The 21,726-nt window shown below is 65.6% G+C and carries 15 protein-coding genes; 5 read left to right on the forward strand and 10 right to left on the reverse strand.

Annotated elements, in window-relative coordinates; genetic code table 11:
• Positions 1-38 precede the first annotated feature (38 nt).
• A complete protein-coding gene (gene queA, locus QX094_RS25615; RefSeq protein WP_315711775.1) occupies positions 39-1,133 on the forward strand; it encodes a tRNA preQ1(34) S-adenosylmethionine ribosyltransferase-isomerase QueA in 1,095 nt (364 codons plus the stop codon).
• Between the two features lie 39 nt (positions 1,134-1,172).
• On the opposite strand, the gene QX094_RS25620 is transcribed toward queA, so the two are convergent.
• Positions 1,173-2,198 carry an aspartate-semialdehyde dehydrogenase gene (locus QX094_RS25620; protein ID WP_315827552.1) on the reverse strand — a complete coding sequence of 342 codons (1,026 nt, stop codon included), beginning with the start codon at positions 2,196-2,198 and terminating at the stop codon, positions 1,173-1,175.
• Positions 2,199-2,470: 272 nt separating this feature from the next.
• Between QX094_RS25620 and tgt the strand changes: the two genes are divergently transcribed.
• Complete coding sequence (tgt, locus tag QX094_RS25625) at positions 2,471-3,625, forward strand: tRNA guanosine(34) transglycosylase Tgt (protein WP_315711780.1); 1,155 nt, start codon at positions 2,471-2,473, stop codon at positions 3,623-3,625.
• A gap of 183 nt (positions 3,626-3,808) precedes the next feature.
• On the opposite strand, the gene QX094_RS25630 is transcribed toward tgt, so the two are convergent.
• Complete coding sequence (locus QX094_RS25630) at positions 3,809-4,027, reverse strand: hypothetical protein (RefSeq protein WP_315711782.1); 219 nt, start codon at positions 4,025-4,027, stop codon at positions 3,809-3,811.
• A gap of 487 nt (positions 4,028-4,514) precedes the next feature.
• Between QX094_RS25630 and cysK the strand changes: the two genes are divergently transcribed.
• Complete coding sequence (cysK, locus tag QX094_RS25635; protein ID WP_315711783.1) at positions 4,515-5,477, forward strand: cysteine synthase A; 963 nt, start codon at positions 4,515-4,517, stop codon at positions 5,475-5,477.
• A 2-nt stretch (positions 5,478-5,479) separates the two neighbouring features.
• The gene (locus tag QX094_RS25640; RefSeq protein WP_315711784.1) at positions 5,480-5,719 is read left to right on the forward strand and encodes a BrnA antitoxin family protein; all 240 of its coding nucleotides are present in this window, start codon (positions 5,480-5,482) and stop codon (positions 5,717-5,719) included.
• A 75-nt stretch (positions 5,720-5,794) separates the two neighbouring features.
• On the opposite strand, the gene QX094_RS25645 is transcribed toward QX094_RS25640, so the two are convergent.
• Together QX094_RS25645 and QX094_RS25650 are read right to left on the reverse strand one after the other, a co-directional pair.
• Entirely contained in the window at positions 5,795-7,255 is a 1,461-nt protein-coding gene (locus QX094_RS25645; RefSeq protein WP_315711785.1) for a caspase family protein, read from the reverse strand.
• 198 nt (positions 7,256-7,453) lie between these two features.
• Positions 7,454-8,344, reverse strand: a complete 891-nt coding sequence (locus QX094_RS25650) for a DMT family transporter (RefSeq protein ID WP_315711787.1) — start codon at positions 8,342-8,344, stop codon at positions 7,454-7,456.
• A gap of 210 nt (positions 8,345-8,554) precedes the next feature.
• On the opposite strand from QX094_RS25650, the gene QX094_RS25655 reads away from it, so the two are divergent.
• On the forward strand, positions 8,555-8,785 hold the full coding sequence (locus QX094_RS25655; protein ID WP_315711788.1) for a hypothetical protein: 231 nt from the start codon (positions 8,555-8,557) through the stop codon (positions 8,783-8,785).
• A 6-nt stretch (positions 8,786-8,791) separates the two neighbouring features.
• Here the strand turns inward: QX094_RS25655 and QX094_RS25660 are convergent, their stop codons facing one another.
• The 6 genes from QX094_RS25660 to QX094_RS25685 form a co-directional block, all read right to left on the reverse strand.
• Positions 8,792-9,259 carry a hypothetical protein gene (locus QX094_RS25660; protein WP_409977878.1) on the reverse strand — a complete coding sequence of 156 codons (468 nt, stop codon included), beginning with the start codon at positions 9,257-9,259 and terminating at the stop codon, positions 8,792-8,794.
• A 22-nt stretch (positions 9,260-9,281) separates the two neighbouring features.
• On the reverse strand, positions 9,282-9,632 hold the full coding sequence (locus QX094_RS25665) for a hypothetical protein (protein ID WP_315711791.1): 351 nt from the start codon (positions 9,630-9,632) through the stop codon (positions 9,282-9,284).
• A gap of 298 nt (positions 9,633-9,930) precedes the next feature.
• Entirely contained in the window at positions 9,931-10,524 is a 594-nt protein-coding gene (locus tag QX094_RS25670) for a formyltransferase family protein (RefSeq protein WP_315711792.1), read from the reverse strand.
• Positions 10,525-11,223: 699 nt separating this feature from the next.
• Positions 11,224-15,450: a sulfotransferase gene (locus QX094_RS25675; protein WP_315711793.1), complete on the reverse strand. Its 4,227-nt coding sequence runs from the start codon at positions 15,448-15,450 to the stop codon at positions 11,224-11,226.
• 227 nt (positions 15,451-15,677) lie between these two features.
• Positions 15,678-17,492: a hypothetical protein gene (locus tag QX094_RS25680; protein WP_315711794.1), complete on the reverse strand. Its 1,815-nt coding sequence runs from the start codon at positions 17,490-17,492 to the stop codon at positions 15,678-15,680.
• A gap of 567 nt (positions 17,493-18,059) precedes the next feature.
• Positions 18,060-21,353 carry a hypothetical protein gene (locus QX094_RS25685; RefSeq protein ID WP_315711795.1) on the reverse strand — a complete coding sequence of 1,098 codons (3,294 nt, stop codon included), beginning with the start codon at positions 21,351-21,353 and terminating at the stop codon, positions 18,060-18,062.
• Positions 21,354-21,726: the final 373 nt, after the last annotated feature.

Below are 21,726 nucleotides of genomic sequence, written 5' to 3' on the forward strand. Positions count from 1 at the left end.
CCCCGGAATGAAGGGCCGATGGTCGTCCCAGAACGACGATGCGCACCGACCTGTTCGATTTCCATCTTCCCCCCGAAAACATCGCGCTTCGCCCGGCGAGCCCGCGCGAGTCCGCGCGCATGCTGGTGGTGCAGGGCGACGGTGTCCTGCGCGACCGCACGGTCGCCGACCTGCCGGACTGGCTGGAGCCCGGTGATCAGCTCGTCGTCAACGACACCAAGGTGATCGCGGCGCAGCTGTCCGGTCGGCGCATCAGCCGCGAGACCGAGGCGAAGATCGAGGCGACCCTGATCAAGCGGCTCGACGGCTCGCGCTGGCAGGCTCTGGTGCGGCCCGCCAAGAAGCTCGCGCCAGGCGATACGATCCGGTTCGGCAACGAGGGCAAGGTCTGCCTGCTCGGGCATCTCGACGCCACCGTCGAGGCCAAGGGCGAGGAGGGCGAGCTGACGCTGTCGTTTGTGTTCCATGGGCCCGCGCTCGACCAAGCGATCGCCGATCTCGGCCGGCCGCCGCTGCCGCCCTACATCGCCGGCAAGCGGCCCGCAGACGAGCAGGACGCGACAGATTATCAGACCATGTTCGCGGCCAAAGAGGGCGCGGTGGCTGCGCCGACGGCTGGGCTGCATTTCACGCCGACGCTTGAGCAGCGGCTGCGCGAGCGTGGCGTCGGGCTGCAGCGTGTCACCCTGCATGTCGGCGCCGGCACGTTCCTGCCCGTGAAGGTCGATGACACCGAAGGCCACCGCATGCATGCGGAGTGGGGCAGTCTCACGCCGGACACGGCGGCCGCATTGAACGAGGCGCGCGCCAAGGGCGGCCGCATCGTCGCGGTCGGCACGACGTCGCTGCGGCTCGTGGAGAGCGCGGCGCAGCCCGACGGCACGATCGCGCCGTTCGAGGCGGAGACGTCGATCTTCATTACGCCCGGCTATCGCTTCCGCGCGGTCGATATCCTGATGACCAACTTCCATCTGCCGCGCTCGACGCTGTTCATGCTGGTCTCAGCCTTCGCCGGCTTGGAGACGATGCACGCGGCCTATGCGCATGCGATCCGCAGCGGCTATCGCTTCTATTCGTATGGCGATGCGTGCCTGTTGTTTCGTCAGCCAGACGAGCGCATCGTCGAGCCGTAGGGTGGGCAAAAGGCCCACCCTGCAAGTTCGCCCTGAGAGCTACGCCATCGCCCGCTCGGGCAGGAGCTCGGCGATCTGCACCGCATTGAGCGCAGCGCCCTTGAGCAACTGATCGGCGGCAACGAACATCGCGATCGAGTGGCCTGACGGATCGGACAGATCCTTGCGGATGCGACCGACCAGCACGTCGTCCTGACCGGAGGCGTCGACGGGCATCGGGAAGTAGTTCTTGGCGCGGTCGTCGACCACGCGCACGCCGGGCGCGGTCGCCAGGATGCGGCGGACGTCGTCCTCCGAGATCGGCTTCTCGCATTCGAAGGTGATGGATTCACAATGGGCGCGCAGCACCGGCACGCGGACGCAGGTGACGCCGATGGCGATGCCTTCGTCCTCAAAGATCTTGCGGGTCTCGTTGATGACCTTGGTTTCCTCGTCGTTGTAGCCGGTCTCGGGATCGATGGCGGTGTTGTGGCTGAACAGGTTGAAGGCGAACGGATGCGGCATCACCTTGGGCGCATAGACCTGGCCGTTGAGGCTCGCGCGAGTCGACTGCACCAGCTCGTCCATCGCCGCCGCACCGGCGCCGCTGGCGGCCTGATAGGTCGAGATGATCACGCGCTTGATGCGATTCTTCTGATGGATCGGCCACAGCGGCACCAGCGCCGTGATGGCCGCGCAGTTTGGATTGGCGATGATGCCCTTGTGGTCGCGGATTCGGCGGGCGTTGATCTCCGGGATCACCAGCGGCACGTTCGGATCCATGCGGAAGGCCGAGGAATTGTCGACCACGACGGCGCCAGAGCGCACGGCGATGGGCGCGAACTTCTTGGAAATGCCGCTGCCGGCCGAGAACAGCGCGATGTCGACGCCCTCGAAGGAGCGTTCGGTCAGCTCCTCGATCACGATGGTCTGGCCGCGGAAGGTCAGGGTCTGGCCGGCCGAGCGGGCGCTCGCCAGCGCCTTGAGCTGGCCGACGCGGACGTTGCGGCGGTCCAGGGTGGCGATGAATTCGGCGCCGACGGCGCCGGTCACGCCGACGATGGCAATGGTGGGATCGTGGGACACGTCTCAAGTCTCCGGTTGAAATTCGGGCAATAAAAAAGCCCCGGACCTTCATCAGGCGGGGCTTCGGTTCGAAGATGGTCGCAATCGAGTTCGACTACGCGCGCACGCCTCCCGAGGCCCTCGTGGGCTTGGTGGTTTTCGTCGTGCGTTTGGTCGAGATCGACATGGCGCGGGACCATAGGGGCGGTCGGAACCGCCGTCAACGGCCGAAATGGACGAAAACGGCGCCATCGCGGTTGAATCGGGGGCCATCCTGACGCAATAAGCCGGCCATGAGCTCCTCGGCCAGCGACCTTCCCAACCATTTCGAACTGCTCGGCAATGACGGCGCGGCCCGCACCGGCCGGCTGACGACGCCGCATGGCGTGGTCCGCACCCCGGCCTTCATGCCGGTCGGCACCGCCGGCGCCATGAAGGGCATCCACTGGCGCGACGTCCGCGAGGCCGGCGCCGACATCGTGCTCGGCAACACCTATCACCTGATGCTGCGGCCCACGGCGGAGCGCATCGCCGCGCTCGGCGGCCTGCAGCGCTTCACCGGCTGGGGCGGGCCGATGCTGACCGATTCCGGCGGCTTCCAGGTGATGTCGCTGTCGGGTTTACGCAAGGTGACCGAGCAGGCGGTGACGTTCCGCTCGCACATCGACGGGGCGAAAATCGAGCTGTCACCGGAGCGCGCCATCGAGGTGCAGCGCCTGCTCAACTCCGACATCGCGATGCAGCTCGACGAATGCGTGCGGCTGCCGGCCGAGCGCGACGATATCGAGCGCGCGATGCGGCTGTCGCTGCGCTGGGCCGAACGCTGCCGCCGCGCGTTCGAGAGTGCGCCGGCAGGCTACATGCTGTTCGGCATCGTGCAGGGCGGCGATGTGCCCGCACTGCGCGTCGCCAGCGCGCAGGCGCTGGTCGACATCGGCTTCCACGGCTATGCGATCGGCGGCCTGGCCGTCGGCGAGCCGCAGGCGGTCATGCTCGAGATGATCGAGGCGACCGCGCCGGTGCTGCCGGCCGACCGTCCGCGCTACCTGATGGGCGTCGGCACGCCTGACGATCTCCTGGAGTCGGTCCGGCGCGGCATCGACATGTTCGACTGCGTGCTGCCGACCCGCAACGGCCGCCACGGCGTCGCCTACACACGCTTCGGGCCGGTGAACCTGCGCAATGCGCGTCATGCCGACGATGACAGGCCGCTGGATGAGGAGAGCCCGTGGCCGGCGGCGCGCAGCTATGCCCGCGCCTATCTGCATCATCTGATCAAGGCCGGCGAGGCGCTCGGCGCCACGCTGCTGTCGGAAATCAACATTGCCTACTTCCAGCAATTGATGGCCGGGATGCGCGCGGCGATCGCACAAGGGCGCTTCACGGAATTCTACGAGCGCACCAAGGCCGATTGGGCGCGCGGCGACATCGCCCCGCGCGCCGGCTGACAGCCGCTTCAGGTGAAGGCCGCCAGCTCGTTGTGAGCCCGGCCCTATGCGCCGGCCCTCTTGAAATTGTGCTGATCATGCATTGCCGACCTGCCCGACGGTCGCGTTATCCTCAGCGACGGAACGGCCGCGACATCACGTCGCGGAACTCTCTCGCCCTGGCGCCGTTCAGTTGCAGACCGTTCAGTTGCACACGAAGCGGCTTTTCACGGAGTGCTTGGTGACGAAGCCATAGCCGCAGGTGTCGCAGGTCCAGAGATAGCTGATCGCATTGTCAGCCAAATATGCCGACGCCTCCGCGGCAATCATGGAGTCGGCGCAGACCGGGCATGTCGGCAGATCGCAGCCGCGAGGATTCGGGCGTGCGGTTGCGGTCGACACGAGATCAGCGAGTGCTGACATATTGACCTCCTGGACGATCTCTTTGTTGGCGATCTCTGCTTGAACGACGTCAATTTCGAAAAGGGTCGATTTCGAACGAGTCGCGTTCGAACGGGTCTATTCCGACGAGTCCAACTTTCGCGGATATCAAGTCCGTCACACAAAGAGTTTGTTTGGGTGGTCTGTTCTTATGTCTATTCTACAACGGTGCTGTCGTTTGGCACGAACGCCCCGATTGTATCACTCCGAAGATGACATCTTGCTGATGTCCGCCCGGGTTGCAGTCGACCTGCACCGTGAATCTTCGTCCGGCTGCAATCAAGCATACACCGAGTTTATTGACCTTGTCGCAACACAAATGCGTTGGTTTTTCGCAATTTAGCCACGACTTGTTGTGCGCCGCGATCGTCCTAAGATCGCGCAAACGTGCTTGCGCAGCGCAACAGGCTCGCTGAAGATGGTCGGAATCGTTGTCGACGTCGCGCGGGGCGCGCAGAGGAGTGATTTCATGGAGTCGTCAGCACAGCGTCCCGGACGCGGGCGCGTATTTGATTCAATTGTCGACGCGTTCGGCAATACGCCGATTGTGCGGTTGCGAAAGCTGCCGGAGCAACATGGCGTCAAGGCGACCATCCTCGCCAAGCTGGAATACTTCAATCCCGCCGCGAGCGTGAAGGATCGGATCGGCGTCGGCATGATCCTGGCGATGGAGCAGGCCGGCGTGATCAAGCCCGACACCGTGCTGATCGAGCCGACCTCGGGCAATACCGGCATCGCGCTGGCCTTCGTTGCTGCGGCGCGCGGCTACAAGCTGAAGCTGGTGATGCCGGAGTCGATGTCGGTGGAGCGGCGCAAGATGCTCGCGTTCCTCGGCGCTGAGATCGTGCTGACGCCGGCTTCGCAGGGCATGAAAGGCGCCATCGCCACCGCCGAGGAGCTGTTGCGGACGACGCCGAACTCGGTGATGCCGCAGCAGTTCAAGAACCTCGCAAACCCGGACATCCATCGCCGCACCACCGCCGAGGAGATCTGGAACGACACGGCGGGCAATATCGACGTGTTCGTCGCCGGCGTCGGCACCGGCGGCACCATCACCGGCGTGGGCCAGGTGCTGAAGGCGCGCAAGCCCGGTCTCAAGGTCGTCGCGGTCGAGCCGGAGGAGAGCCCGGTGCTGTCGGGCGGCCAGCACTCGCCGCACAAGATCCAGGGCATCGGCGCCGGCTTCGTGCCCGACATTCTCGACCGGTCCGTGATCGACGAGATCGTCAAGATCAACAGCACCACCGCCATCGAGACCTCGCGCGCGCTGGCCCGCAACGAGGGCATTCCCGGCGGTATCTCCTCGGGCGCGGCGATTGCGGCCGCGATCGAGATCGGCAAGCGACCGGAAAGCGCGGGCAAGACGATCCTGGCGATCGTGCCCTCGTTCTCCGAACGTTATCTGTCCACCGCGCTGTTCGAGGGGATCTGACCATGGCCGACCAGCCGCGGCGGCCCCGCACGCTCGCTGACGCCCGTACCGAGGCTGAGGCCGCGTTCAAGAAGGTGACCACCAAGCCGGTGGAGGCGCCGCCGAAGAAGGCGGCGGTTCCTGGCGTGCGCGAGCAGGTGACGTTGCGGATCGACCAGGACGTTCTCGAGCACTTTCAGTCCGAAGGGCCGGGCTGGCAGGACCGCATCAATGCGGCGCTGCGCAAGGCGGCAGGGCTCTGAGGGCCGGCTGCATTCTAACGAACAAGCCCGGAGCTCGTGCTCCGGGCTTTTTTTACGCGGGAAAGACGAAGACGTTTACCGGCGGAGCGCGCTGCCGAGCACACCGCCCATCATGCCACCGATGAAGGCGGCGCCGGCGGCGTTGCCCGCGTTGTCCTGCGGCGGCGGATTGCGATAGACCGGCGCACCCTGCGGCGGCGGGCCGCCGGCCGCGACGTTGCCCGCCGGCTTGGCGCGGCGCGGCCTGGCCTCATCGCCGACTGCGGCGGTCGCCGGCGCCGGCTGCGGCTCTGCCAGCAGCGCCTTGTGCTGCAGCTTGGTCAGGAATCCGGTCGACGGATAGCCTCGGGCCGCCTGCCAGCGCTTCATGACGCCGCGGGTCTGGTCGTCGAACACGCCCGTCATCTTGGTGTCGAAGCCAAGACCGGTCAGCCGCCGCTGCACGTCGCGGCGCTTGGTCTTGTCGAGGCCGATCTGATCCTCGCTGACCTGAGTGCCTTCCTCGGTGTAGGTGGCGGGATCGACGCCCTTGGCGACGTTGCGGGTGGCGGTGTTGATGGCCCCGCTCTCGATCGCGGCGATGCGCGCCATCGCCAGCGACTTGAACTGCCCGTTCGGGTAGGTCGAGAGATAGGCGTTGAGCTCTTCCGGCTTGTTGGAGTCCTTCACCGAGCGCCAGAATTCGAGCTCGGCTTCGCCTGCGGTCACGGTGGCCGTCGCGACGGCCGGCGTCGTGCCGGCCGTGGCGGCCGTTGCAGCGGGGGCAGCCGCCGGGTTGAGGTAGACCGCGCCGATCAGGTTGGTATGCCCCCAGGGCAATTGGCCCTTGCTGGTCTCCTCATTGACCTGGGCGCGCACGGCGGTCATGGCCTGCTGAATCTCGACGCCGGGCTGGGCGATGTGCGAGATCAGCGCGCGGGTGAACGGGCTGTTGGCGCCGGCCTCGCCGTCGAGGGCGGTCTGGCCCGGGCCGGTGGCGAACGCGATCAGCGTGCCCTCGCCGGACTTCATCTCGGCCAGACCGGTCTGCACCGACACGCTGCGGGTTGGCGAGTTCGACTTGATCTTGGCGGCGAACGGATTGTCGCGGCAGGCATCGAGGAAGACCAGCTTGACCTTGGCGTCCCCCATCGTCTGGTCGAGCGTCACGTCGATATTGATGGCTGAGCCCAGCTTGACGTCCATTTCCGACTTCAGGTCGGCGTCGACCGGCAGCAGGTAGTTGGTGCCCGCAATGGCGATGCCGTGCCCGGCGTAATAGAACACCGCGATGTCGGCGCCCTGCGCCTTGCGACCGAAATCGAGCAGCTTCTCGGTCATCTTGTCGCGCGTGAGATTGGTGCCCTCGACGACGTCGAAGCCGACGTTGCGCAGGGTGGCCGCCATGGCCTTTGCGTCGACCGGCGGGTTCGGCAGTTGAGCCACGCTCTTATAGGCGCCGTTTCCGACGACGAAGGCGACGCGGCGGTCGGCTTTGGCGGCTTCAGCGGTCAGCACCATGCAGAGCAGGGACAGGGCGACGGTGAGATAGCGCATCAGGAGATCCCCCAACGATCAAGCGAAGCGTTCACTGCAGCATTTGTCGCGGATCGGCGCGAAAAGTCTTGTTCCCAGGCAAAAAATCACGCTTCCGCCACAAACCAGTTCGCGGGTGTTGCGCCCGATCCACGACGATCGCGTGTAGCGCGCCGGTTCCGTGATCCGGATCACGCCGCTTGAGGGCTCCCCGGCGCCTCAGGTCCCAGCCGAACTGCCCATCGGCACGGCCCGAGGCTGCGGCGGACGCAGGTTCAGCAGGTTCCCGGCGAGAATCAACGCAGCGCCGACCACGGTCAATCCGTCGAGACGCTCCGCATAGACCAGCCAGCCGACGGTGGCGGTCAGCGGAACGCGGAGAAAATCCATGGGCACCACGATGGTGGCGTCGGCGTAGAGCAGCGCCCGCGTCATGCAGAAATGCGAGAAGGTCCCACAGAAGGCGACGAGGAGGATCCAGCCCCAGGTCGCGGCCGAGGGCGGCGTCCAGAATACGAGCGAAGGGATGAGGCCGGCGATGGACTGCACCACCAGCATCCAGAAGATGATTGACACGGTGGGCTCGGTGCGCGTCAGCAGCTTGACCAGCGCGATCGAGATACCGAAGCCGACTGCGGCGGCCAGCGCGATGAGCTGTCCCGGATTGATCGCCCCGGTATCCGGGCGGACGATCACGACGACGCCGACGAGGCCGAGCCCGATCGCCGCCAGCTTGAACAGGGTGATGCGCTCGCCGAGGAAGGCCGCCGCCAGCAGCGCCGTCCAGATCGGCATCGTGAACTCGATCGCCACCACCTGGCCGATCGGGATCAAGGTGAGCGCGAAGAACCAGCCAAGCTGCGCGCCGTAATGGACGAGGTTGCGCGCCGCGTGCTGTTTGAGGCGCGAGGTGCGCAGCCTGGCAAAGCCGCCGCTCAATGCGATGACCGGCGACAGCATCACCAGGCCGATCAGGCAGCGCAGCTCCATCAGCTCGAACACGTTGAGCTCGCGCATGGCTTCGCGTCCGGCCACCGCCATCACCAGCATCAGGCCGAGCCAGCCCGTCATCCACAGTGCGGCGATCAGTTTCGAAGCGGGACGATTCATGAGGTGGCGGGGAGAGGGAGGAGGGCGGCGAAGGCGGGCTGTATCACCTCGCGTGCAGAGCAATGCAAATGAAATCAACGGTGCAGTGCACCAACGCCGCGCCAGGTTCGCTCGCGACGGACGCGTGTCATCGAGAAAAACGTGGAGTGTGGCTGTGTTTCGTCCTAAAGCGACCGCCGCGATACAGCCCAAGGCAGCCAGAGACACGACATGACCGAACGCGCCGCTTCAGCCGACTTCGTGACCGCCTTTGCCACCGGCTGGCCGGAGCGGGAGCCTCATCTCATGGTGCTGTCGCTGACCACCCATAAAGGTGTGCAGGACTTCGCCATGACGCGGGAGCAGGCGCTGCTGGTCGCCAAGACCATCAAGCGCACCGCCGCGCAGCTTGCTCCGGCGCCCTCCGCAGGTGCAATCCCCGGCGCCAAGCGTGGCGGTTGATCGAGATCACCGCGACAGTGAAATGTTGGCTGCGCGGAACTGGCTGTCGGCCCGGATCGACACGGACTGCCTCTTGCCGCGGGTGGCGAGCGCGATGTTGGCGTTGAAGCCGGCGGTGGTCGCGAGCAGCTGGAAGTTGCCGCCGCCGCCACGGCCCTGCAGCACGCCATTGATGCCGCGGCTGGTCTCACTCCAGGTCCCCGAGATGGCCGAGCCCTCGGCGATCACCTCGGCCTGCAGCCCGAACTTGTAGGCATCGCTGGCGCAGGTCAGGACGAGCGTCATCCGCGGTCCCGAGACGCCGTAATTGGCCCGGCACCGGATACGCTCGGTTGAGCCGTCCTCAAGGGCAACCGTGCCGCTGCCGCCCCACGTTCCGGCCATGCCGGTGAACGGGCCCGGATCGGCGTGTCCCGGCGAGGCGGTCATACCCGCTGTCAAAACGACGGCGGCGGCCGCGGCCCGCCGCACCATCTTCAGGAGCGTGTGCGCGCCGTTACAGGCGCGAAGCCTGCCAGCGGCCGCTACAGGGGATGCCGGCCGAGGCGCCGTTCCACTTGCCCGAGCCAGAATTGCCGTTGAGCTGCCCATTCGCATATGCGCCATTGATGGAGACCTTGACGAGGCCTTCGCGTCCAATCGAACCCGACACATTGGCGCCAGCCGCAGAAATCTTACCGTCTGCGACGATCAAGGTCGAGCTGGCCGTGGGCTCGCAGCTGCCACTGTTGGTGACGATCGTCACCTGCCACTGACCGTCATAGGGCGACTGGGCGAATGCGGGGGCGGCCAAGCTACCCACCAGGATCGACGCGGCGAAAGCCATTCCAATGCGGTCGAGACGCATGAATCGTTGTCCCTCAATGTCGTTTGATCGGTACCTTATTTGGAGGAATTGTGACGAAAATTTGCCGCAGCGCCGCAACGAATTTTTATCGAGCAATTTCAGTCCATTAACGATTAATGCGGAACCCGGCTTTGAGCCATTCGGGCGGCATTGTGCGCAAACTGCGCCTTCGCCCACCCCATGAGCGGACGACCGCCCTCATCCTTCCGCTGACCGCCCATGCTGCCGTTCGCAGGGCACCGCGAAGGCGCCAGCGGGGAGGATGTCCACAACTTATCGGGGCGATGCGATCAGATGTTCAGTGCGGGGTGAGGCTGGGCGCGTTGGTCGCGAACTGCTCGTCCTGCGGCTTGGCCGGAATCGTGCCGGTCGCCTTGGCCGATTCGACGACATCGCCGAGCAACTTGAGCCCGAGCGGTGCGAGAGCGCGCTCCCACAGCTCGCGCGCGGTCTCGCCCTTCTTGACGAAGCACCATTCCTGGGCGGCGATGGCGCCGGCATCCATGCGGTCGGCGAGGTGGTAGATGGTGCCGCCCGCGATCGGATCGCCCTCCTTGATGGTCCACTCCACTGCGGCGATGCCCCGGTGGCGCGGCAGCAGCGAGGGATGGTAGCCGATGCCGCCGAGCCGGGCGGCTGCGACGGCCTCGTGGGTGACGCGGGCGTGGCTATGTGCCGTGACGATCAGGTCCGTGTCGGGGGCGATCTCACCGGCGGGCACGACCTTCGGATTGGCCTGGACCACGACCTCGATCCCGGCTGCTCGCGCCGCGGCTGCGAGCCGGTCCTCGCCATCATGAACGACGACCCGCGCGATCTCGATTCCTCTCTCGCGCAGCATGTTCAGTGTGGCGACACCGAAATGGCGGGAGCCGACGAGAGTGATGCGCATGGTCAGGGATCTTCCACGGTTGGGGGCTGGATCCGGTCGGGCTCTGACCGGATGAAACGGGTCAAACCAAGCCTTGGCCTCCAGGTCAAGCGCCTGCTGGGCCGTCGTCACAGTCTGGCTTCGTCCGGCCGGTGGAGGCGCTGGGGGATTCAAACGGGAAAGGAGAAAGCTGCTGCGAGCCAGAGTTGGGCGGGCGCTTCAACCTCGCCGAATGCCGTGGGGCGCCATCAAGGTGCAGGCCGAGATGACCGTGGCGGATGACACACCCTCGTTGGGACCGGCGTCAGCATCAGATGGACCGCGAGGCAGGACCGATACCCGAAACTCGCCGAAAGGTTGTGTCCGGACCGGTGCCGCATCGCGGCATGCCCGTCGACAGGCCTCAAACCCCACAGGAGCGAACTATCAATTGAACTGATAAGGACGACCGAAGGTGCTATCCTGGTGGCTTTTGGGTTCGATTTGGCCGGTCTGCGAACGCAATTCGCCTCAGCCAATGGCTGAGTGGATAGATAAACCCTTGATTGTGTAATTAGTTGTCGGTCTGCGTATTAAAACTGACGCTTCTGCATATGACGAAGATAATTTCTTAAAGGCCACGGAGCACAATGCTCCGGCCGCTCCGCCGCGCGGCCGGATAGCCGGGTGCCGCGCCTGTCACCAATCCCTGGGCAACAGCACCCGGTTATTTGCCGGCGGTCATGTGGATTCCGGCGGCGGAAGGTCGATGCCGAGGGCTTCGCAAAGCGGTCCAAGATGTTTCTCGTAGCGGCGCCAGCTTCCGATCGACCGGCGGTAGATCGGCTCGCGCACCTGCATCAGGCTCGCCGTGCGCACCATGCGCTCGGTGCGATGGAAGTCGAGGCAGGCATCCTCCCAGTCGAGGCCGCAATGATCGAGCACGCGGCGCGACACGCCCTCGAGGTCGTCGACCAGATCCTCGTATCGAACGTCCATCAGGACGCCGGGCGGCAGCACCTGGTGCCAGTGTTCCATCACGCCCTCATAGCCCCGGTAGTAGTGGCCGAGCTCGGTCAGGTCGTAAGCAAAGGGCTGTGAGCCGGTGAACAGCAGCGAGTAGCAGGAAACGCAATTGTCGAGCGGGTCGCGCCGCGTGTTGATGATCCTGGCGCGCGGGAACGCCGCATGGATCATCCCGACGAACAGGAAGTTCAGCGGCATCTTGTCGACGATGCGCTCGGCCTCGGGCGCCAGCGTCCGAACGCGGGCGGTGTACTCCTGACCGATCTTCGTCATCTCCTCGGGTGGCAGCAGCGTGATCAGATCGGGATACGCCGGAACGACCTTCTGGCGGTTGGCGCATTCGCCGACGAGATCCTTGAAGGTCTCGAGCTCGCCCGCGCCGAAGACCTTGGAATGGCTGGCCAGCACCTGCTCCATCAGGGTGGTTCCGGAGCGCGGCATGCCGACGATGAAGATCGGGGCCCAGGAGTCGTCGCCGTGCCCTGCAACCATGCGAAAGAACTCGGGCGTGAAGCGCGCCGCGACATTTTTCATCATGCCGAGCCGCTGCTCGGAGTCGTAGTCGAAGGTCTTGCGCTTGAGGGTGTTCGCCTTGTGCAGATGCGAGAAGGCCTGGTCGTAGTCCTTCAGGTCGGACAACGCCTTGCCCATCGCGAAATGGGCTGCGATTTGCTTCTCCTGATCGAGACGGTCGACGCGTTCGAGGAGCTGCCGCAGACCAGGAAGCCGGCTGTCGTCCGGCTTGAACTTCGACATGTTCGCGAGATTGAGATGGATCGGCGCGTCGTCCGGCGCCAGCTCCAAGGCCTTCTGGAACGCCGCCGTCGCCTCGTCGAAGCGGCCGAGCGCCTGGTAGGCGACGCCGAGATTGTTGTAGGAGCCGAAGCGTTCCGGCTTGATCTTGATGGCCAGCAGGTTCTGCTCGATCGATTCCTCGAGCCGGTTGAGCTCAAGGAAGGCATTGCCGAGATTGCCATAGGCGTCGGCATAGTCGGGCCGGCTCGCGATCGCCCGCTTGTAGTGCTCGATGGCGCGCTCGCGATGGCCCTGGCGCAGCAGCACGTTGGCGATGTTGTTGTGGGTCTCGGCGTGTTCAGGACTGAAGTCGAGAACCTTGAGATAGTGCTTCGCCGCCTCGATATCCTTGCCCGCCGTATAGAGCAGGTTGCCGAGCGCAAAATGCGCATCGAGGTGCTGCGGCTTGTTGTCGATCGCCCGCCGGAGCAGGGCGATCGCCTCGTCGATCAGCCCCTGGTTCTGGCGCACCATGGCGAAGGCATAGAGGATGCCGGCGTGGCTCGGCGCCAGCGCAAGTGCCGTCTCGTAGTGCTGGACGGCCGTCTCATAATGGCCGGCGGAGGCCTCGACGGCTCCGATGCTGCCATGGGCCTCGGCGGACTTGTCGTTCACCGCGACCGCGCGCCGGAAGAACTCCTTGGCCTCGTCGAGCCGGTTGGCGGTGGTGCAGACCATGCCGAGCCCGACCAGCGCGTCGAACTGGTTCGGCTGCCCCGCGAGGATCAGCTTGAAGATCGTCTCGGCATCCTTGAAGTCACCGCGGCCTTGCAGCTTCTTTGCCACGGCGGCGGCGCCTTCGGCCAGAGTCTGCAGCGATCCGGCCTGCTGCGAAGCGAAGGAAAGCGATGCTGTCGTCGGCGTCACCACGGGCGGAGCGACGTTCACCGGCTGGGGCGGCTTGGCGCCCGCGATCGCCTCGGCAATCGTCGGCCGCACGGCCTCGCTGCCGAGCGCATCGAGCAGCGGCTTGAGCCGGTCGCCATACATGCGCCAGCGGCCGACCGATCCGGAGAACAGCGGCTTACGGACCTGGACCAGGCTGGCGGTGTTCACCGGACGCTCGTTCTCGTGGAACGACAGGCAGGCATCATCCCAATCGAGCCCGCAATGCGCAACGATCTTGCGGGCATGCGCATCGAAGTCGCGCACCATGTCCTCATACGTCACCTCCAGCATGACGCCCTCTGGCAGCACCGAGCGCCAATGGCTCATCAAGGCGTCGTAGGCCCGGTAGTAGCGGCCGAGCTCGGCCAGATCGTAGGCGAAGGGCTGCGGCTCGGCGAACAGTTGGGTGTAGCAGGACAGGCAGGTGTCGATCGGATTGCGCCGGACGTGAATGATCCGGGCATTCGGCAGCGCGAGATGGATCAGCCCGGCGAACAGGAAGTTCGACGGCATCTTGTCGACGATGCGCTTGGTGTCCGCCGGCAGGTCCGTGAACCGGTCGAGATAGGCGCGCGCGAGGGTCGTGATGTCGGCGTCGGACAGCTTGGCGAGCATCTCCGGATAGTCACCGCGGTCACGATCGGTGAACAGCCCCGCGGCGGCCGCGAAATAGTTGACCTCGCCGGCGCCATGCACGGCGGAATGGCTGGCGAGGAGCTGCTCGACCAGGCTGGTGCCGGACCGGGGCATGCCGATGACGAACACCGGCGCGTGCGATGGATCGCCATGGCCTGCGCGCGCCTGTAGCATGTCCCTGGAGAACACCGCGCGGATGCGCTCGATCTGGCGCAGCGTCTGGTTCTCGTCATAGTTGATGCGGCGGCGCTCGAGAGCATTGCCGGCGTTGAGGTGCACCAGCGACCGTTCGCCGTCCTTGATGTCGGCATAAGCCCGCCCGAGGGTGAAGTGCAGGGCGATGCGCGCATCCTCGGTGAGTGTCTCCGATCTCGCGGCCAGATCCTGCAGAGGTGCCCAGCGCGCGTCGTCGACCGCGAACGGCTTGACCACGCCGTAATTGAGGTGCGTGCCGATACTGCGCGGGTTGACAGCCAGGGCCGATTCATACGCGAGCGCCGCCTCGTCGAGCCGCCCCAGGATCATCAGCACGCCAGCGAGATGGTTCATCGTCGTGGCATCGCGGGGATCGTGGGCGAGGGCGGTTCGATAGCTCGCGACGGCGTCCTCGTAGCGCTGGATGTCGCGCAGCGCATCGCCGCGGTTGCGGTGGGCGACGGCATAGTCGGGGCGCCGGCGTACCGCCTCGTCGTAATGCGCGAGCGCCAGGTCGTGCTTGCCGCGCGATCGCAGCGCATTGGCGAGGTTGTTATGGGCCTCCGGGAAGTCCGGCCGCGCGGCGATGGCACGCTCGTAATGGAAGATGGCGGCAGGGCCGCTCTTCATCTCCAGGTGCAGATTGCCGAGATTGTAGTGCGCCTCTGCGAGCCGGGGGTTCAGGGCAAGGGCCTGCTGATAGGTGTGGATCGCGGCGTCGAGCTGACCGGTGGCCTGCTGACAGCCGCCGATGTTGAGCAGCACGACCGGCGCGTTGGGCTGGATCGCGAGCGCGCGCGAGTAGTGGACAATGGCTTCCGAGTGCCGCCCAAGCATGCGGCAGGCGTCGCCAAGGCTGGCGGCGGCTGCGGCGAAATCCGGCCGCGCGTCGAGTGCGGCCTCGTGATGCGCGAGCGCGCGCTCGTACTGGTCGAGGCGCTGCAAGGCAAAGCCGAGCGCCTGGTGCGCATCGGCGCTGCCCGCGTCCGCAGCCAGCAACAGCTCCAGATGCCGAACCGCGCCGGCAGGATCGCCGAGGCTGGTGAGCGCGCTGCCGAGCAGAAGCCTGGCCTCGGTCGAGGTCTCGTCGAGCGCGACGGCGCGCTGCAGATGCGCGCTCGCTTTGGCGAGGTCGCCGAGGCCTGCGAAGGACTTGCCGAGCGACAGGTGCCGATCCGCGGCGTCACCGGCTTCCTCTGCGGCCTGGTCGAGCAGGTCGCGTGCCTCATGTGTGTCGCCGAGCTGCAGGCGGACCATGGCGAGGCTGCACAGGGTGCGGAAATGACGGGGCTGAAGCGAAAGAACCTTCCGGTAGGCCTGCTCGGCGATGCGCAAGGCTTGATCATTGAGCGCGGCCGCCGACGGCTGTCTGCCGTCGGACGCTGCGGGGACGAGGCGGGGACGGAAGGCGACGGCGAGCTCGTTCATGATGGCAACTTGCTGAATGTTCGACGAATGCCGTTGTCGAGGCGGATTGAAGCGAAACGGAGGCTTAGGTGAGGCCGATCGCAAACGGTCGGCTAGAACCCTTCGAGCAGCGGATGGAGCTTGTCCGGCCACGTGCAGCGTCGATGGCCGGTGCTGCCACAACGCAACGAGCCGGCGTAGACCCAAGGGATCTGCGCCGGCCAATGTTGGTCAGGTTGCTGAAGGCGTCAGCCCCACATGTGGTGCATCGCGTGGTGGTGGGACATGTCCGGACCGCTCGAGGCTGCTGCCGCCGTTGCGGCCGTGGCCGCGGCTGCCGCCGTGTGGTGGCTGCTATGATGGCTGTGGTGGCCGCCGCAGTGATGCGTCGTGGTGGTGTTGTTGCCGCCGGTGGTTCCTCCGCCGGCCGTTCCACCGCCCGTCGTGCCGCCACCGGTCGTCCCACCACCCGTGGTGCCGCCGCCCGCAGTGCCGCCTCCGGTGGTGCCACCACCGGTCGTGCCACCTCCGCCCATGCCGCCGCCGGGCGTGGTCGTGCTCGTAGGCGTTCCGCCCGTGCCGTTGGCGATGTTCGGATTGGCGCCCGCCGGCATGCCGGTGCCCTGGGCAATGCCATTGACCGCAGTCGCTGTCACGAAGCTCGTCGCTGAGGTCACGTAGGCCGATCCGCCGATCGCGATGTTGTTGCCCGCAATGTCTCCGGCATTGCCGATGTAGTTCGCGGCGGCAGCCTTCAACATCGCCTGATCGGTCGCCAGGGCTGTACCCGTGTCGCCGTTCATGATGCCCATCAATGCCTTGGTGGCCATGATGGTGTCAGACTGCAGAGCTCCGGCGGCGAGCTCGTCGTCGAACCGTCCCTTGAACACCGCCCCCTGCGCCGCATCGAACGCGGCGCCAAAGTTCTGGTAGTTCGTGATCTGGTCGATCAGGGCCTGTGACGCCGTACCTGTTCCATTTGCGACCGCAACCAACTTCGCACCCAGCGTATTGCCCTCGGCGAGGAACGACGCCCAGAAATTGGTCTGCGCCTGATTATCCTGGAACTTCGTGACGGTCCCGGTCAGGCCGCCGGGCATTTCGGAGAACCCGCCGATGTGACCAGGCGCGCCGGTGCCGCCCGCCGCTGCGTTGAGCGCCGCGTCGTTCTGAAACACGTCGATCATGTCGACGATGTTGTCGGCGGAGCCGCGCAGCGCCGTCGGATTGGCCATCGTCTCGGCGACATCGTATTTGTTCAGCTGAAGGTTTGCTTGGCTGAGCAGCGTCATCAGGTGAAGTGTCGTCGTTTGGGCCGCAACGGCGGTTTCACCGGCTTCAATCGCAGCGAGCTTCGCGGGGTCATTCAGGATCGCCTGAAGGCCCTGCGTCACGGCCGTAAAATCAGCCTGGATCTGGTTGATGTTGTTGGCGCTCATGCCGCCCAGCGAAAGGTCAGCGGCGGCATTGAACACCGTTCCGATGGCGGTCAGGTCGCCCGCGGCCGCTGCAGCGAGATTGGTGGCGCTGTCGTTGCCGGCGGGAAGGCTCTGGAACGCCACGTCCATGGCACCCGTGTTGGCCAGGAAGGGAACGTTGTTGAGCGCGGCGGAAAGATGCGCGTCACCCTGGATCTGCGCCAGGATCTGCATCTGCACGTTGTGGATGGTCTGGTCGGCCTCGGCGAGGGTCGCCGGATTGGTCGTGTTGGGTGCGGCGTTGATCAGCGTCGTGATCTCGTTCGAGACCTGGGTGAGCACCGCGGTGTCGGTCGCGTTGAGCGTGAATGCCTTGCCGCCGATCGTGACATCTCCGGGATTGGCCAGCATCGCGTTGATGTCGTTCTGCACGGCATGCAGGTCTGTGGTGTAGCTGCCGAGGAACGGGTTGGAGTTGCCGCTGTTCTGGGGCGTCGAGAACAGACCGGTCGAGATGCGAACCGCGTCGTTGAACACGACGCCGGCCTGGACGAGGTCGGTCGACGGGTTGAGCGCAGAGGCGCGAACCAGCAGATTGGACGTGCCATTCGCCAGCGCCGTCGGGTTGAAGGTATTGGCTGCCATTGATCATCTCCCCAAGTTTCAACCCGGCGTCTGCTGCTTGGCGTATGGGCAGCACGCGGGCGTTGATCGGGCAGCGACGTCTCGTTCGCTCCTTCGCGGAACGGGCGAAATGTCGCAGCCTCAGAGCACCTGGGAATTATTTGCTCCAATGGGGCCAAAAGAAGCGCCGCGGAGTCCTCAAATATGATGTTGTTCGGGCAAATGGCTCCTGTCGCAGCCGGGTCACGGCGGCGGTCGGAAGCTTACTAACTCGTTGATTTCCGTCGTGGCATCCCCGCAACATCGTCGCTCAGCGGCGCTTCGACGCACGGTCCAGACAAGAAGTTGCCCCGATCTTGCGACCGGTCACCGATCTCTCCTTAGAAAAGTTCCAGCGTGACGAGCCTCCGCGGTGCGGAACGGAACGTGCATCTTTGTTGATCTTCCGAGGCCTCCTTCTTCAACGCGTGTCGTCTCGCCCGGCTCATTGTCCTTCTCATTTCCCCCGGGAGCACTGCGCGAGTGGACCTCATCTGCTTGCTCCCGGGTATCCGTATCCCAGCCGCAGCAGCTGCTGCGGCTGCCTCGTCAACCCCACATGTGATGCATCGCGTGGAGATGCGACATGTCGGGCCCGGCAGCCGCGGCCTGGCTCATATGCGCGCCCTGGCTTTGATCGTGATGATGGTGATGATCGCTGTGATGCGTGGCGTTGCTGCCGTTGTTGGCCGTGGTACCCGTCGACGTGCCGCCAGCCGCCGTTCCGCCAGCCGCCGTGCCGCCAGCCGCGGTTCCGCCGGTCGACGTGCCTCCGTTCGCCGCGGTGCCACCGGCTGCAGCGCCACCGGCGGCGGTGGTTCCTGCCGCAGCAGTGCCGCCGGTGCCGTTGGCCAGGTTCGGTGTCGCGGTGACCGGAATGGTGCCGTGCGCGGTCCCCTTGATTGAGGTCGCCGCCGAGACCGTCGTGGCCGTCCCAACATAGGTGCCGCCATTGACCGGAATGTTGTTGCCGGAGACGTCCATGGCGTCGGCGGCAAAGCCCTGGCCGGCCGCGGCGACCATCGCCTTGTCTGCCGCAAGTGCTGCGCCGGTGTCGCCGTTGAGGATGCCTTGCAGGCCCTTGACCGCGTTGGCGGTGTCGGCTTCGAGCGTGCCGCTGAGCAGTTCGTTGTCGAACCGACCCTGGAACACGGCCCCCTGGGCGGCGTCGAAATTGGCGCCGAACTGCTGGTAGTTCTGGATCTGCGTGATCAGGGCCGCGCTCGCCTGCGCACCGCCGGTCGAGATTTTCTGCAGCGTGGCGTTGATGGTGTTGGCCTCGGCCAGGAATGCGGCCCAGAAATTCGTCTGCGCCTGGTTGTCCTGGAATTTGGTGACCGTCCCCTTGAGCCCGCCCGGATCCTCGGCAAAGCCGCCCGCATGGCCGGCGTTGCCGTTGCCACCTGCCGCCATGTTGAGGTTGGTGTCGCCCTGGATGATGTCGATGATGTCGAGCAGGTTGTCGGCCGTGCCGCGGAGAGCGGCCTGATTGCCGGTGGTCGCAGCCTGATCATACTTGCCCAGCTGCAGGTTGATCTGGCCGAGCGCTGTCTGCAGATGGATCGTCGTCAGCGCCGCGGCGTTGGCAGTCTCGCCAGCCTCGATCTGCGCGAGCTGGGTCTTGTTGTTGAGGATGGCCGTCAGTCCGTGCTGGACGGCGGTGAAGTCCGCGGTCACCTCGGCAAGGTTACCGGTGTTGATGCCGCCCGAGGCGACCTCGACGGCCTTGTTGAAGACCAGACCAACGTCCTTCAGGCTGTTGCCGGCGGTAGCGGCGGCAAGACTCGCCGGATCGTCCGCGCCCGCGGGCGACGTCTGGAAGGCGACGTCCTGGCCGCCGGTATTGGCGAGGAAGGGGACGTTGTTCAACGCGTTCGCCAGATGCGCGTCGTTGTGGATTTCGCCGAGGATTTCCTGCTGCAGCGCATGGATCGTCTGGCTTGCCGCTGCCGATGTGCTGGCGTTGGCGAACTGTCCCGCCGCCTGCAGCAGTGTGCCCAGTTGCCCCTCGACATTGGTCAGCACCGCCGTGTCGGTCGCGTTCAGGGCGAAGGTCTTGCCGCCGAGCGTGACCTGACCAGGGTTGGCCAGCATCGCCGCAATATCGGTCTGCACCGCCGTGATGTCGGCCTGGTAGCTGGTGAGGAAGGCCGGCGAGTTGCCGCTGTTGGCGAGGCTGAAGAGGCCGAGCGAGGCGCGCACCGCGTCGTTGAAGACGACGCCAGCCTGCACCAGGTCGGTCGAATGCTGGATCGCCGTGGCACGGGTCAAAAGGTTCGACGTGCCGTTGGCAAGCGCGGTCGGGCTGAAATTCACCGGCGTGGCGCCACCAGCCGGCGGCGTCGACGATGAGCCGCCGGTGCCGTTGGCAATGTTCGGGGTTGCCGTGACCGGGATCGTGCCCTGGGCGAGTCCGTGCACCGACGTGGCCGTCGAGACCGTGGTCGCCGAGCCGACATAGGTCGCGCCGCCGATCGCGATGTTGTTGCCGGAAACGTCCATGGCGTCGGCCGCGAAGCCCTGGCCGGCCGCGGCGAGCATCGCCTTGTCCGCGGCAAGCGCAGCGCCCGTATCGCCGTTCAGGATGCCTTGCAGGCCCTTCACCGCGGCCGCCGTGTCGGCTTCGAGCGTGCCGCTCAGAAGCTCGTTGTCGAAGCGGCCACGGAAGACGTTGCCTTGCGCGGCATCGAAATTGGCGCCAAATGCCTGATAGTTCTGGATCTGAGTGACCAGTGCGGCGCTGGCCTGCGCTCCGCCGGTTGCGATCTTCTGCAGGGTCGCGTTGATGGTGTTGCCTTCCGCCAAGAAGGCGGCCCAGAAATTCGTCTGCGCCTGGTTGTCCTGGAACTTGGTGACCGTGCCGGTCAACCCGCCCGGATCCTCCGCGAAGCCGCCGGCATGGCCGGGCATGCCGTTGCCGCCCGCGGCCTTGTTCAGATTGGCGTCGTTCTGAATGATGTCGATGCTGTCGAGCAGATTGTCCGCCGTGCCGCGCAGCGCAGCCTGATTGCCGGTTGTTTCCGCCTTGGCATACTGGTTGAGCTCGAGATTGATCTGCCCGAGCACCGTTTGCAGATGGATGGTCGTGAGCGCGGCCGCGTTCGCCGTTTCGCCATTCTCGATCTGGGCAAGCTGGGTCTTGTTGTTGAGGATCTTGGTGAGACCTTGCGAGATCGCGGTGAGGTCGTTCGTTACCTCCTGCAGGTTCGCGGTGCTGATGCCGCCGGAGGCGAGGTCGACGACCTTGTTGAAGACGAGGCCGACATCCTTCAGCGTGTTGCCTGCGGTCGCTGCGGCCAAGGTCGCCGCATCATCGGCACCGGCCGGCGTGTTCTGGAAGCCGACGTCCTGGCCGCCGGTGTTGGCGAGGAAGTTGACCTTGTTGAGCGCGCCGGACAGATGCGCGTCGCCGTTGATCTCCTGCAGGATCTCCTGCTGGACCGCGTGCAGGGTCTGATCCGCGGCTGTGATCGTCGCAGCATTCGTGGTCTGCGGTGCGGCCGTGAGCAGCGTCGAGATCTGCGCCTGCACGTTGGTGAGAACGGCGGTGTCGGTCGCATTCAGCGTGAAGGCCTGGCCGCCCAGGGTCACCTGGCCGGGATTTGCGAGCATCGCGGCGATGTCGTTCTGTACGGCGTGGAGATCGGTCGTGTAGCTGCCGAGGAACGGGTTCGAGTTGCCGCTGCCTGCCTGCGTGAACAGGCCGAGCGAGGCGCGCACCGCATCGTTGAACACCACGCCGGCTTGGACGAGGTCGGTCGACATCTTGAGCGCTGAGGCGCGCACCAGCAGGTTCGACGTTCCGTTGGCCAGCGCCGTCGGGTTGAAGGTGTTATTCGCCATAGATCATCTCTCCCCAAGTTCATCCGACGCCCGGCAGGGCCCCGTACCGAAACTGGCCGGACGATGCGGAAGCGCATCGGCCCTGCGTCGGACGTGCTGCGCCGCGCCTCACGCCCGTGCGCCGCTGTGTCGCGCGCTTTTCTGACGCGCGCTACTTTGTCGCACCTCGCTATATGCTCGGAGCAATCGGGCCAAAAAAGGCGTGGGGGAGTCCGCAAATATGTTGTTCTCGGGACATCGCGGATCTGTGACAGATGCGCCGCGATCGCGTGCCAAGTGATTGATTTCTGGCGGCAAGCAGCAAATGCGGGGTGCGGCGATCGGGCGCGAATTGCATGTTGTCGTCAAGATGCTGCCTGCATCTCGCCGGTGA

Origin of the sequence: Bradyrhizobium sp. SZCCHNS1050, assembly GCF_032484785.1 — a bacterium.
In the GTDB taxonomy this organism is placed as follows: Bacteria; Pseudomonadota; Alphaproteobacteria; order Rhizobiales; family Xanthobacteraceae; genus Bradyrhizobium.

Coding starts and splice junctions, on each gene's coding strand:
- QX094_RS25665 (WP_315711791.1), bottom strand. CDS start 9,632: ATGCGTCTCGACCGCATTGGAATGGCTTTCGCCGCGTCGATCCTGGTG.
- QX094_RS25655 (WP_315711788.1), top strand. CDS start 8,555: ATGACCGAACGCGCCGCTTCAGCCGACTTCGTGACCGCCTTTGCCACC.
- QX094_RS25660 (WP_409977878.1), bottom strand. CDS start 9,259: ATGGTGCGGCGGGCCGCGGCCGCCGCCGTCGTTTTGACAGCGGGTATG.
- QX094_RS25630 (WP_315711782.1), bottom strand. CDS start 4,027: ATGTCAGCACTCGCTGATCTCGTGTCGACCGCAACCGCACGCCCGAAT.
- QX094_RS25645 (WP_315711785.1), bottom strand. CDS start 7,255: ATGCGCTATCTCACCGTCGCCCTGTCCCTGCTCTGCATGGTGCTGACC.
- QX094_RS25640 (WP_315711784.1), top strand. CDS start 5,480: ATGGCCGACCAGCCGCGGCGGCCCCGCACGCTCGCTGACGCCCGTACC.
- QX094_RS25685 (WP_315711795.1), bottom strand. CDS start 21,353: ATGGCGAATAACACCTTCAACCCGACGGCGCTGGCCAACGGAACGTCG.
- queA (WP_315711775.1), top strand. CDS start 39: ATGCGCACCGACCTGTTCGATTTCCATCTTCCCCCCGAAAACATCGCG.
- QX094_RS25670 (WP_315711792.1), bottom strand. CDS start 10,524: ATGCGCATCACTCTCGTCGGCTCCCGCCATTTCGGTGTCGCCACACTG.
- QX094_RS25675 (WP_315711793.1), bottom strand. CDS start 15,450: ATGAACGAGCTCGCCGTCGCCTTCCGTCCCCGCCTCGTCCCCGCAGCG.
- cysK (WP_315711783.1), top strand. CDS start 4,515: ATGGAGTCGTCAGCACAGCGTCCCGGACGCGGGCGCGTATTTGATTCA.
- tgt (WP_315711780.1), top strand. CDS start 2,471: ATGAGCTCCTCGGCCAGCGACCTTCCCAACCATTTCGAACTGCTCGGC.
- QX094_RS25680 (WP_315711794.1), bottom strand. CDS start 17,492: ATGGCAGCCAATACCTTCAACCCGACGGCGCTGGCGAATGGCACGTCC.
- QX094_RS25650 (WP_315711787.1), bottom strand. CDS start 8,344: ATGAATCGTCCCGCTTCGAAACTGATCGCCGCACTGTGGATGACGGGC.